We start from the raw sequence: 12,642 nt of genomic DNA, 5'->3' as shown, positions 1-12,642 counted from the left end.
GCGCTCCTTAAGCTGACGGGCGTTCCCAGATGTACAACGTGGCCGGTGCCGGCTCCCAGATCCGCGCGTTCTCGATGCCCGGCAGGCTCGACAGCGCCTGGTACTCGGAGGCCATGGCGACGTAGTCGTCGGTCTCGGCCAAGATCGCCGGCTTGCACGCAATCGGGTCGCGGATCACCGCAAAGCCGTTGCGCGTGCCGATGGCGAAGGTGAAGAAGCCGTCGAGGTCTTCCAGGGCATGGTCCAGCGCCTCTTTGAGCGAGTCGCCCTGTTGCAGGCGCCAGGTCAGGTAGCCGGCGGCGACTTCGGTGTCGTTGTCGGTTTCGAAGTGGATGCCTTCGCGCTTGAGTTCCTGGCGCAGGCGGAAGTGGTTGGACAGCGAGCCGTTGTGCACCAGGCACAGGTCGGCGCCGGTGGAGAACGGGTGGCTGCCTTCCATGGTCACTGCGCTTTCGGTGGCCATGCGCGTGTGGCCGATGACGTGGCTGCCCTGCATGTTTGCCAGGCCGAAGCGTTGGGAAATTTCCTGGGGCAGGCCCATGCCCTTGAGGATCTCGATGCTCTGCCCGGCGCTCATGATGCGCACGCTCGGCGCCAGTTCGGCCAGGGCCAGGCGCACCGGGGCTTCGTCGGTGTGGATCTTCAATACGGCGGCGCTGGCGTTCTGGAACCAGTCCAGGGAACAGCCGAGGCGCCCTTCCAGCTCGCCCATCAAGCCTTTCCAATCGAAGGCTTCGGTGGTGGCTTGCAGGGTCAGCTTGACCCAGCCATCGGCGACTTCATCGCCGTAGATGGCGAAACCGGCGCTGTCCGGGCCACGGTCGGTCATGGCTTGCAGCATGGGTTCAAACAGCTGGCCGAGCTGGGGTTCCAGCTGCGGATTCTTCAGGTACAGGCCTACGATTCCACACATAACAAGTCTCCGTCACACGGTGTCAGAAAAATTCGGTATAGCGCTGGATTTCCCAGTCGCTCACATGGCGGCTGTACTCCACCCACTCCATGCGCTTGAGCTTGATGAACTCGCCCACGATCTGCGGGCCGAGCATTTCGGCGAACAGCGCGTCGGCTTCCAGCGCGTCGCAGGCCTCCTTGAGGGATTGCGGCAGGGTCTTGATGCCGCGCTCGGCGATCTGCTCGAGGCTCAGGCTGTAGAGGTTTTCGTTGCAGACGTGGTCGATTTCCAGCTGGCGATCGATACCGTCCAGGCCCGCGGCGATGATCGCGGCGCTGACCAGGTAGGGGTTGCAGCCGGCATCCGGCAGGCGGAACTCCAGGCGGCCATACGGCACGCGCACCATGGCCGAGCGGTTGTTGGCGCCAAACGCAATAAAGGCCGGGGCCCAGGTGGCGCCGGACAACGAGTTGCCGACCACCAGGCGCTTGTAGGAGTTGACCGTGGGCGCGGCGAACGCACACAGCGCCGGGCCATGGGCGAGCAAGCCGGCGGCGAAGTGATAGGCGAGTTTCGACAGGCCCATGCCGCTCGGGTCGCTGGCGTCATGGAACAGGTTTTTGTTCTCGGCGCTGCTGATCGACAGGTGAAAGTGCATGCCGTTGCCGGCGCGTTTCGGGTCGGGCTTGGGCATGAAGGAGCAGATCATGCCCAGGTCATTGGCGATCTCGCCGGCGGCCATGCGGAAGAAGGTGAAACGGTCGGCGGAGGTCAAGGCGTCGCTGTAGGTGTAATTGATCTCGAACTGGCCGTTGGCGTCCTCGTGGTCGATTTGATAGACCTCGAAATCCACCGCCTGCAAGGCTTCGGTCAGGCGCTCGAGGAACACCCGCGAACGCGACAGGCCCTTGTAGTCGTAGCAAGGCTTGTCGAGGTTGTCGCTGGGGTCCACCAGTTGCAGCTTGCCCTGCTCGTCGCGGCGCATCAGGTTGAACTCGGGCTCCAGGCCAGTGTTCAGCGTCCAGCCCTTGTCCTGCAGGCGCTGCACTTGTTGCTGCAACACGTAGCGGCTGTCGTAGGGATGGGGCTTGCCGTCGACATGCCCGACGCACACCACGCGCCCATAACCCGGCTGCCAGGGTACCGGGGTCAAGGTCGACAGATCGCCGCGCGCCATGAAGTCCGGGCCATGGGGTTCCATGCCCATGCCGCTGATGGCAAACCCGGCAAACCCTGCGCCCTCTTCGGCCACGGTCTTGAGCCCGCAGATGGGCACCGACTTGGTCTTGGCCGCACCGTGTATATCCACAAACTGCGCAAGCACGTATTTGATCCCGTGCTTGTCGATGATGCGCTGGGTTTCTGCTGGCAACATTGCGTGTCACTCCTCGCGAAAGGCAAAACCGTGTGGGTGGGCCTAGGCTGTCTTTTTATTCCTAAAAAGAAAGTTAGTTTCCCTACAGGAATGCAATACCCTTGCCAGAATCGCGATCGACACATCGAAGTGGGTGGAGCTGCGCTTTTGTGCTGTATATATGGGAAAATTCTTTTCCCCGCAGGAATACGCACAGCGGGGTGGCCTTCAAGCGCCAGACCTTGCACTTTCCCAGTGCGAAAATAATATTACTGAACGGAAACCGTGCAGGAGCCGATGATCATGTCCACCGAAACCGCCCCGCGCCTCAAGCTCGAGCAATACCTGGGGCTGCAGATCAAACGCCAGCGCCAGGCCCAGGACCTGAAGCTGTCCGACGTGGCGAAGATTGCCGATATCAGCCAGGGCATGTTGAGCAAGATCGAGAACGCCCAGGTCTCCACCAGCCTCGATACCTTGAGCCGCCTGTGCGATGTGCTCGGGCTGCCGCTGTCGAAGTTATTCAGCGAATACGACCAGCAGGATGGCAGCGCCTTGCTGGTCAAGGCCGACCAGGGCATGGAAGTGGTGCGCCGGGGGACCGAGAAAGGGCATACCTATCACCTGCTCAACCACACGCGCGGTCCGAAGAAGAGCTTCGAGGCGTACATGGTCAGCATGGATGACGCCAGCGAGGAGTTCCCGACCTTTGCCCATCCGGGGACGGAGTTTCTGCATTTGCTGGAGGGGGAGTTGATTTACCGGCATGGCAACCAGCTGTATCGGATGGAGGCCGGGGACAGCTTGACGTTTGAAGGCGAGATTCCCCACGGCCCGGAGCAGTTGGTGCAGGTGCCGATTCGGTTGTTGTCGATCATGAACTACGGCAACGACAAGGAATAATCCGAACTCGCGATACACCTGAAGCACAGAGATTCAACTGTGGGAGGGGGCTTGCTCCCGATAAGGGAATGTCAGTGAATGCATTTGTCATTGACCCACCCTTATCGGGAGCAAGCCCCCTTCCACATTTTTGACTGCATTCGATGCCGTCCTGCCCGCTAAAAATTTCCCCTCAGTTAAAAAACTTTCCCAAAACCCCTGGACGCCCCGCCCCCATTCCCCTATAAAGCCACTTCAGGAATATTTTATTCCCCACAAGAAAACGCGCTCAAGGAATGAGCCTGCTGTCCTCAGACATTTTTTCGCTATGCGATGAGCTGCCGCCATCATCCCGAGGACGTGTCATGCAACACGAAAAAAACCATTTCATCATCAAGGTGACGTGCCCCGCCGTGTCCGGCATCGTCGCTGCCGTCACCACTTACCTGGCGGACAAGGCGTGCTACATCGGGGAAATGGCGCAGTTCGACGATGACTTCAGCGGCCGCTTCTTCATGCGTGCGGTGTTCCGTTTCAACGATGGCCACACAGGCGACCTGCAAGCGATCAGAGACGGTTTCGCCGATGTCGCCCAGGCCTTCGACATGCAGTGGGAGCTGTACGACACCCGCGAGCCGATGCGCGTGATGCTGATGGTGAGCAAGTTCGACCACTGCCTCACCGACCTGCTCTACCGCTACCACAAGGGCGAGATGGACATGACCATCACCGCCATCGTCTCCAACCACCTCGACCTGCGGCCGATGGCCGAGCGCGAGGGCATTCGCTTTATCTACCTGCCGGTGTCCAGGGACAACAAGGCCGCGCAGGAAGCCGAGCTGATGAAGATCGTCGACGACACCCGCACCGAGCTGGTGGTGTTGGCGCGCTACATGCAGATCCTTTCCGACGACCTGTGCCGGCAACTGTCGGGACGGGCGATCAATATCCACCATTCGTTCCTGCCCGGTTTCAAGGGTGCCAAGCCCTATCACCAGGCGTATCAACGCGGCGTGAAGTTGATCGGTGCCACCGCGCACTATGTGACCAGCGACCTGGATGAGGGCCCGATCATCGAGCAGGAAGTGCAGCGCGTCGACCACGTGTACAAGCCCGACGATCTGGTCGCCATCGGCCGCGACACCGAAACCGTGGCCCTGTCCAAGGCGGTCAAGTACCACCTGGAGCACCGGGTCTTCCTCAATCAGGACAGAACGGTGGTGTTCCGGTGAGCGCGCATAAGCTGATCGACGGCAAAGCCGCCGCGGCGCGCGTGCTGCTGCAAGTGCGCGAGGACGTGGCGCGGCTGCATGGGCAGGCTATTCAACCGGCGCTGGCGGTGATCCTGGTGGGCAGCGACCCGGCCAGCCAGGTCTATGTGCGCAACAAGATCCTGCGCGCCGAAGAGGTGGGCATCCGCTCCGTGGAGCATCGCCTGCCCAGCGATACCAGCACCGAACACTTGTTGATCCTGATCGGCCAATTGAATGCCGACCCGGCGATCCACGGCATCCTCCTGCAATTGCCGTTGCCGGCGCAGATGGACGAACTGCGCGCCCTGGAGGCCATCGCGCCGGAGAAGGACGTCGACGGGTTTCACAGCCAGAACGTCGGCGGCCTCAGCCAGGGCCGCGCAGTGCTCACGCCGTGCACCCCGAGCGGTTGCCTGTATCTGTTGGAGCAAACCTGCGGCGACCTGCGTGGCAAACACGCGGTGGTGATCGGCCGTTCGAACATCGTCGGCAAGCCCATGGCAGCGCTGCTGCTCAAGGCGGATTGCACGGTGACCGTGCTGCATTCACGCAGCCACGACGCCCAGGCCCTGTGTCGCCAGGCCGATATCGTGATCGCCGCCGTGGGCCGCGCCCGCTTGATTGACGCGAGCTGGTTGAAGCCCGGCGCGGTGGTGATCGATGTCGGCATCAACCGCATCGACGACGACGGCCGCAGCCGCCTGGTGGGTGATGTCGACTTCGACAGCGCCCTGCCCCATGTCGCCGCCATCACCCCGGTGCCCGGCGGTGTCGGGCCGATGACCATTGCCTTCCTGATGAAAAACACCGTGGCCGCCGCCCTGGCGCAACACCACGCCCTACGCAGCCAATCGGAGGCCGTATGCCATTCAATCTATTGAAATACGGGCTGAGTTCGGAGTACCCGGTGGAGGTGGACCTGCCACCGCCCAAGGAACTCAAGTCGAGTTACGACGTGGTGATCATCGGCGCCGGTGGCCATGGCCTGGCGACGGCCTACTACCTGGCCAAGTACCACGGCATCACCAATATCGCGGTGCTGGAAAAGGCCTACCTGGGCGGCGGCAATACCGCGCGCAATACGGCGGTGATCCGCTCCAACTACCTCACCAGCGAAGGCGTTCGTTTCTACGCCGAGTCGGTGAAGATGTTCCAGTCGCTGTCCAACGAATTCGATTTCAACATCATGTACTCCGAGCGCGGCCAACTGACCCTGGCCCATACCGACGCCACCGTGCGTTCGTTCCGCCAGCGCGCCGAGGTCAACAAGCACTTCGGCGGGCGTACCGAGATGATCGACCGCCAGCAGATCCGCGAGCTGGTGCCCAGCCTCAACCTCGACCCCGGCCACTTGCCGGTAATCGCCGGGCTCTGGCATATCGACGGCGCCACCGCGCGTCACGATGCCGTGGCCTGGGGCTACGCCAAGCAGGCGGCCAAGCGCGGCGTGGAAATCCATCAGCTCACTGAAGTGCAGGACCTGGTGATCGAGAACGGCGCCATCACCGCGGTGAAAACCAATCGCGGCACCATCCGATGCGGCTGCGCGGTGCAGGCGATTGCCGGGCACAGCTCGCTGCTGATGGCCAAGGCCGGTATCCGTTCGCCGATCCAGACCTTCCCGTTGCAGGCCATGGTCACCCAGCCGTTCAAGCCGTTCCTCGACCCGTTGGTGAGTTCCTCGGCCCTGCACTGCTACGTGCAGCAAACCAGCCGTGGCGAAGTGGTGTTCGGTGGCGGTTCCGACCCGTACCCGCTGTTCAACACGCGCTCGACTCTGGACCTCAAGGAAAGCCTGTTGGCCCATGCCATCGAGATGTTTCCGTTCCTGGCCAACGCCAAGTTGATGCGCCAGTGGGCCGGGATCACCGACATGACTCCCGACTACAGCCCGATCATGGGCCTGTCGCCGCTGAAGAATTATTACCTCGACGCCGGCTGGGGCACCTGGGGCTTCAAGGCCACGCCGATCTGCGGCAAGACCATGGCCGAGCTGGTCGCCAGCGGCGGCAAGGTGCCGGACTTGATCAAGCCCTTCGGCCTCGAGCGCTTTTCGACCTTCCAGCAAGTCAACGAAATGGGCGCCACAGCGGCCAGCCACTGACGGAGAGCAGACGATGAAAATCATGATTTGCCCGCTCAACGGGCCGCGCAATATCAGCGAGTTCACCTACGGCGGTGAATTCAAACCGATGCCCGATCCGCTGACCTGCAGCGATGCCGAATGGGCCGACTACGTGTTCAACACCGATAACCTCGCCGGTGTGGTGCGCGAATGGTGGATGCACACGCCGTCCAGTTACTGGTTCCTCGCCGAGCGCCACACGGTCACCGACGAGATCGTGCGCACCTTCGATCCGCGCGAAGTGTTCACCACCCGCGTCGACTTCACCACCGCCAAGGAGATCGCCGGATGAACCGCCTCCCCGCCCCCATGGGTTTGCTGATCCAGCGTGACCAGCCACTCGATTTCAGTTTCGACGGCCTGCCCTACCAAGGTTTGCAGGGCGACAGCATCGCCAGCGCGCTGCTCGCCAACGGGCGCTTCCTGATGTCGCGTTCGTTCAAGTACCACCGCCCACGCGGCCCGCTGACCATGGCCGGCCATGACGCCAACAGCCTGGTGCAACTGCCCCGCGAACCCAACGTATTGGCCGATGCCCACGCGCTGTCCGCCGGCCTGGCGGTGACGGCGCAGAACGTCAACGGCTCGCTGGACAACGACAAGGACGCCTACCTGGGCAAGTTCTCCAGGTTCATGCCGGTAGGTTTCTACTACCGTTCGTTCTACAAGCCCAAGGGCATGTGGAAAGTCTGGGAACCGATCATCCGCAAAAAGGCCGGCCTGGGCGTGCTCGACCTGACGTTCCAACCCGAGTACTACGACAAGGCCTACCTGTTTACCGACCTCGCGGTGATCGGCGCCGGCCCCGCTGGCTTGCAGGCCGCGCTGACCGCCGCGAATGCCGGCGCCAAGGTGCTGCTGATCGAGCAGCAACCGATCCTCGGCGGGTCGCTGACCTACGCGCGCTTCGATATTGCCGGCACCCGTGCCGACACCTTGCGCCGCGAGTTGCTGGGCGCGGTGCAGCAACACGCGAATATCCAGGTACTCACCGACGCCACCTGCAATGCCTGGTTCACCGACAACTACCTGCCGGTGATCCAGGGCAAGCGCCTGTACAAAGTGCGCGCGCAGCAGTGCCTGGTGTGCAGCGGTTCGTTCGACCAACCGGTGGTCTTCCGTAACAATGACCTGCCGGGGGTGATGCTCACCAGCGCGGCGCAACGCCTGATGAAGCTGTATGCGGTCAAGCCCGGCAAGCGCGCGGTGGTGCTCACCGGCAACGATGACGGCTACCTCGCCGCCCTCGACCTGCATGACCAGGGCGTGGACGTGGCCGCCGTGATCGACCTGCGTAATGCCCCGGCGGACAAAGCCCTGCCGGGCGCGCTGGCCCAGCGCAAGATCCCGTGCCTGAGCAACAGCACTGTATTCGAGGCCCTGCATGAAAAAGGCCTGCGCCATGTGAAGGGCGTCGACGTGCGCCAGATCACCGGCCAGGGCCAGGTCAGCGCCAGCGGGCAGGTGATCGACTGCGACCTGCTGTGCATGTCGGCCGGCTATATGCCGGTCTATCAATTGCTATGCCAGGCCGGTGGCAAGCTGGCCTATGACGACTCGCGGGCGGAGTTCAGCCTCAGTGGCCTGCCGCGCAACCTGGGCGTGGCCGGTTCCGTACACGGTCGGCATCAACTGGACAATGTGCTGGCGGATGGGACCAACGCCGCCGCCAACAGCCTGCGCGCCCTCGGTTTGAACAGCCCGAGCCCGCCTGCAGCGCTGCGCAGCGAAGCCCAGGTCAACTTCCACTGGCCGATCTTCCCGCACCCCAAGGGCAAGGACTTCATCGACTTCGACGAAGACCTGCAAGTGGCAGACATCGTCAACGCCACCCGCATCGGCTACCGCGATGTGCAGTTGGTCAAGCGTTACTCCACGGTCGGCATGGGCCCGTCCCAGGGACGCCACTCGGCGCTGCCGACCGCACGGCTGGTGGCCTGGGCGACCCAGCGCACGATCAGCGGAACCGGGGTCACCACCGCACGGCCGCCGTTCGTGGCGGAGAAACTTGCGCATGTCGCCGGACGGGCCTTCGACCCCTACCGCCAAACGCCGATGCACGCGCGCCATGTGCAAGCCGGGGCGAAGATGATGCCCGCCGGTATCTGGCAGCGCCCGGCCTATTACGGCAAGCCCCAGGACCGCGAAGCGTGCATGCAGGCCGAAGCGCTGCACGTGCGCAACAAGGTCGGGCTGATCGATGTGTCCACACTCGGTGGCCTGGACGTGCGCGGCCCGGACGCCGCCGAATTGCTCAACCGTATGTACACCTTCGCGTTCCTCAAGCAGCCGGTGGGCCGTTCGCGTTATGCGCTGATGACCAACGAACACGGCGTGGTGATCGACGACGGCGTGTGCGCGCGGCTGGCCGACAAGCATTTCTACGTCACCGCCACCACCAGCGGCGTCGACCGCATCTACCAGCAGATGCTCAAGTGGAACGCACAGTGGCGCCTGGACGTGGACGTGACCAACGTCACGGCAGCGATCTGTGCGGTGAACGTGGCCGGGCCGGATTCGCGCAAGGTGCTGGAGCAGGTGTGCAACGACCTCGACCTCAGTGCCGAAGGCTTCCCCTACCTGGGCGTGCGCCAGGGCACGGTGGCCGGGATCAAGGCGCGCTTGCTGCGGGTCGGGTTCGTCGGCGAACTGGGCTATGAAATCCACGTACCGGCACGCCACGGACTGGCGTTGTGGGACGCGTTGATGACGGCCGGCAAGGCCTTTGACATTCGCCCCTTCGGCGTCGAAACCCAACGCCTGCTGCGCCTGGAAAAAGGCCACGTGATCATCAGCCAGGACACCGACGGCATGACTCACCCGGCAGAAATCGACATGGGCTGGGCGGTCAGCCGCAACAAGCCGTTCTTCGTCGGTCGCCGCTCGGTGGACATCCTCGAAGCCCAGCCGCTGAAACGCAAACTGGTGGGCTTCACCCTGCCCAAGGGCAGCGTGCAACCGCTGGAAGGCCACCTGGTGCTCAACGGCGCGGACATCAGCGGCAACGTCACCTCCTGCGAATACTCCACCAGCCTGGGCCGCATCATCGGCCTGGCCTACGCCGGGATCGACCAGAGCACACCGGGGCAGCGCATTCCGATTCGCGTCGAGGGCGGCATCGTCGTCCAGGCCGAGGTGGTGCAACTGCCGTTCTTCGACCCCACCCACCAACGCCAGGAGGGTTAAGCCATGACCAGTCTGAAAGCCCACGAATTGTTTACGCCGCCCTGCCAGCTGCAGGACCAGACCGACCTGCCCCGGGTCGGCTTTCGCGGCGCACAAAGCGCCGAGTACCTCACGGCGCGCGGCTTCACATTGCCGGGCGCGCCCAACCAAGCCAGCGCGCAAGCGGACGGCAGTTGGGTGGCGCGCCTGTCGCAGAACGAATACCTGGTGCTGGGCAGCCCGCAGGATCAGGGGCAGCGCATTGCCGATGAAGAAGCGCGTTGGGAACTGGACCACCGCGCCAATTACCTGCTGCCGCGCCAGGACAGCCATGCCTGTGTGCGACTCAGCGGGGGCGTGATTGCGCAGGTGATGGCCAAGCTGTGCGGGGTTGACTTGAGCGACCCGGCGTTCAAGCCCGGGATGGTGGCGCAGACGTCGGTGGCGCGGGTCAATGCGATTGTCATCCACACAGGGAGTGTGGAGCTGCCGGCGTTTCATATCCTCTGGGATCGCGCCTCGAAGGAATACTTCGAAGGCGCGTTGCGGGATGCGTTGGAGGAGTTCGGCGGAGTGGCTCAGTCGGTGTAGCCCAACCGCGCCGCCCTGATCTTCCGGGTGTGTTGACGTGTCGCCAGGCAGTAATACAACGGGCACGTCACCACCAGTCCCACCAGCCACGACAGGTCCGCGCCTTCCACCAGGTTGGCCCACGGCCCCACATACAGCGACGTATTGGCAAACGGCAGTTGCACGATGATGCCGATGAAGTACGCCACGATCGCATGCAGGTTGAAACGCCCATACACCCCGCCATCCGCCCGGAAGATCGAGGCAATGTCATAGACCCCGCGCTTGATGATGTAGAAGTCGATCAGGTTGATCGACGCCCACGGCACCAGCACCAGCAACAGCGCGAGGATCAGGCCGATAAATTGCGAGATGAAGTCCGCCGAGGCGCCCAACGCCACCACGCAGCAACCGGCCAGGACCACGCCCGACAGCAGCACGCGCACCTTGATGCTCGGGGTCCAGTGGCTGGCGAAGGTCTGCACCGAGGTGATGATCGACAGCACCGCGCCGTACAGATTCAAGGCGTTGTGGCTGATGATATTGAGCAGGAACAGCACCATCAGGATCGGCCCCAGCCAGCCGGTGGCTTGCTTGACCGCGACCATGGCCTCGGTGCCTTCGGGCGTGGCCAGTGCGGCTACCAGGCCAAAGGCGAAGGACAGGATGGTGCCGAGGGTGGCGCCCAGGTAGGTCGCAATGAACGGCCGGGTGATGCCGATATCCGCCGGCAGGTAGCGCGAGTAGTCGCTGGTGTAGGGCGAAAAACTGATCTGCCAGATCACCCCCAGCGACACGGTGGCCAACCAGCCAGCGGCGTTGAAGCCGCCACGGGTCAGGAAATCTGCCGGCAGGTCATGGGCGAAGATGTAGATAAAACCGGCCAGCAACGCGCTGCCCATCACCCAGGTGCCGATGCGGTTGAGGCTATGGATAAAGCGGTAGCCGATCACGCCGATGGCGGTGGCGCTGAGGGCGCCGATCAGGATGCTCGCCGGCACCGGCACCGACGGCACAATGCCAACGATGGACTTGCCGGCCAGGACGATATTGGAGATGAAAAAGCCGATGTAGATCAGTGCGGCGAAGAACACGATCAGCAACGCGCCGTAACGGCCGAACTGGCCACGACTCTGCACCATCTGCGGTATGCCCATGCGCGGGCCCTGGGCCGAAGCGAGGGCAATCACGATGCCACCGAGCAGATGCCCGAGGGCAATCGCCAGCAGCCCCCACGCCAGATTGAGATGGAACACCTGGGCCACCATGGCACCGGTGACGATCGGCAGCGGTGCGATGTTGGTGCTGAACCATAAGGTGAACAGGTCGCGGGCCTTTCCATGGCGCTCTGCGAGGGGGACGTAATCGACCGTGTGATGCTCGATCAGGGGGTCTTGCCGGGACATCTGGGGCATGGAAATGAACTCGCGTTTGTCTGATCTTATAGTTGTTTGACGCCAAACCGGGGGAGCTCTCTGGCCGCCCCTCAGATGAACACCATATTATGGTATTCCAACATTTTCACAAGACTGATCCTTAGTTTCAGCGCCCATCTGATCCGCAAGTGTGCCACAGCGCAATCTGTTGTTTCCTGCCATGGTGCCCGTATTTATTGGCTGTAAGACCCAGCCTTGACGTTCATCGGGCGACTGAAAAAGCGGTTGCATCGATTGTATTACGGTATACCATCAGACCTACAAACCCATAAAAACCGCTTTACCCGCAGAGGACCGCCCCATGATCGATGCCGCTATCTACAAACAAGTGATGGGTTCGTTTCCGTCCGGGGTCACCGTGATCACCACGCTCGATGACGACGGGCAAATCGTCGGGTTGACCGCCAGTGCCTTCAGCTCGTTGTCCATGGACCCGGCGCTGGTGCTGTTCTGCCCCAACTACAGCTCCGACTCGTACCCGGTGTTGATCAAGAACAAACGCTTTGCCATTCATGTGCTTTCCGGTGGGCAGCAAACAGAAGCCTATGCCTTTGCGCGCAAGGGCAAGGACAAGGCCCAGGGCATTGAATGGACCCTCAGTGAGTTGGGCAACCCGATCCTGGCGAATGCCACGGCGGTGATCGAGTGCGAGTTGTGGCGCGAATACGAAGGCGGCGATCACGCGATCATGGTCGGCGCAGTGAAGAACCTGATCGTGCCCCGGCAGAACGCCGGGCCACTGGTGTATTGCCACGGCAAGATGGGCGCCCTGCCGCTGCCGGCCTGAGCCCCTCCCACAGTTTGATTGCGGGTGTCAGCCCGGTAACCGGTTGAGAGAAAAATTTTGCGGACATTCAGTATTATGGTATACCAACAATCAATCCGCCGAACAGCCGTCATCACTGGCAGGCTTCACATTGGCGAGAGCACTTAAGGGCCCGCAGTCGACAGGCCGATCACAA

Annotated in this window: 11 protein-coding genes; 8 read left to right on the top strand and 3 right to left on the bottom strand. The window is 62.6% G+C overall.

The genetic code is table 11. The features are described 5' to 3' along the window. Positions 1 to 7: 7 nt before the first annotated feature. Together J3D60_RS01635 and glnT are read right to left on the bottom strand one after the other, a co-directional pair. The gene (locus J3D60_RS01635; protein ID WP_253489087.1) at positions 8 to 913 is read right to left on the bottom strand and encodes a glutamine amidotransferase family protein; all 906 of its coding nucleotides are present in this window, start codon (positions 911 to 913) and stop codon (positions 8 to 10) included. Between the two features lie 22 nt (positions 914 to 935). Beyond that, positions 936 to 2,270: a type III glutamate--ammonia ligase gene (gene glnT, locus J3D60_RS01630; protein WP_141606076.1), complete on the bottom strand. Its 1,335-nt coding sequence runs from the start codon at positions 2,268 to 2,270 to the stop codon at positions 936 to 938. A gap of 282 nt (positions 2,271 to 2,552) precedes the next feature. Between glnT and J3D60_RS01625 the strand changes: the two genes are divergently transcribed. The 7 genes from J3D60_RS01625 to J3D60_RS01595 all read left to right on the top strand — a co-directional run bounded on the left by J3D60_RS01625 (position 2,553) and on the right by J3D60_RS01595 (position 10,265). Beyond that, positions 2,553 to 3,152 (top strand): helix-turn-helix domain-containing protein, encoded by a 600-nt coding sequence (locus tag J3D60_RS01625; RefSeq protein WP_053139883.1) that lies wholly within the window; start codon positions 2,553 to 2,555, stop codon positions 3,150 to 3,152. A gap of 344 nt (positions 3,153 to 3,496) precedes the next feature. Further along, positions 3,497 to 4,363 (top strand): formyltetrahydrofolate deformylase, encoded by an 867-nt coding sequence (gene purU / locus J3D60_RS01620; RefSeq protein ID WP_027603576.1) that lies wholly within the window; start codon positions 3,497 to 3,499, stop codon positions 4,361 to 4,363. Beyond that, entirely contained in the window at positions 4,360 to 5,265 is a 906-nt protein-coding gene (gene folD, locus J3D60_RS01615; RefSeq protein ID WP_253489071.1) for a bifunctional methylenetetrahydrofolate dehydrogenase/methenyltetrahydrofolate cyclohydrolase FolD, read from the top strand. The genes purU and folD overlap by 4 nt, the downstream gene beginning before the upstream one ends. Next, positions 5,247 to 6,488: an FAD-dependent oxidoreductase gene (locus J3D60_RS01610; protein WP_065925511.1), complete on the top strand. Its 1,242-nt coding sequence runs from the start codon at positions 5,247 to 5,249 to the stop codon at positions 6,486 to 6,488. Before folD ends, J3D60_RS01610 begins: the two co-directional genes overlap by 19 nt. A gap of 13 nt (positions 6,489 to 6,501) precedes the next feature. Beyond that, complete coding sequence (locus J3D60_RS01605; RefSeq protein WP_012723544.1) at positions 6,502 to 6,801, top strand: sarcosine oxidase subunit delta; 300 nt, start codon at positions 6,502 to 6,504, stop codon at positions 6,799 to 6,801. Further along, entirely contained in the window at positions 6,798 to 9,695 is a 2,898-nt protein-coding gene (locus J3D60_RS01600) for a 2Fe-2S iron-sulfur cluster-binding protein (protein ID WP_253489068.1), read from the top strand. The genes J3D60_RS01605 and J3D60_RS01600 overlap by 4 nt, the downstream gene beginning before the upstream one ends. A gap of 3 nt (positions 9,696 to 9,698) precedes the next feature. Further along, on the top strand, positions 9,699 to 10,265 hold the full coding sequence (locus J3D60_RS01595; RefSeq protein WP_065939713.1) for a sarcosine oxidase subunit gamma: 567 nt from the start codon (positions 9,699 to 9,701) through the stop codon (positions 10,263 to 10,265). Here the strand turns inward: J3D60_RS01595 and J3D60_RS01590 are convergent. Further along, the gene (locus tag J3D60_RS01590; RefSeq protein WP_092488279.1) at positions 10,253 to 11,659 is read right to left on the bottom strand and encodes a cytosine permease; all 1,407 of its coding nucleotides are present in this window, start codon (positions 11,657 to 11,659) and stop codon (positions 10,253 to 10,255) included. The genes J3D60_RS01595 and J3D60_RS01590 overlap by 13 nt on opposite strands. A 322-nt stretch (positions 11,660 to 11,981) precedes the next feature. On the opposite strand from J3D60_RS01590, the gene J3D60_RS01585 reads away from it, so the two are divergent. Continuing rightward, positions 11,982 to 12,467, top strand: a complete 486-nt coding sequence (locus tag J3D60_RS01585) for a flavin reductase family protein (RefSeq protein ID WP_092359108.1) — start codon at positions 11,982 to 11,984, stop codon at positions 12,465 to 12,467. The last annotated feature ends 175 nt before the right edge of the window (positions 12,468 to 12,642 follow it).

This window comes from Pseudomonas sp. S3E17 (assembly GCF_024168685.1).
GTDB classification, from domain to species: domain Bacteria; phylum Pseudomonadota; class Gammaproteobacteria; order Pseudomonadales; family Pseudomonadaceae; genus Aquipseudomonas; species Aquipseudomonas marginalis.
The sequence above is the reverse complement of the archived record's forward strand: the minus strand, read 5'-3'. Positions and strand labels throughout refer to the sequence as shown.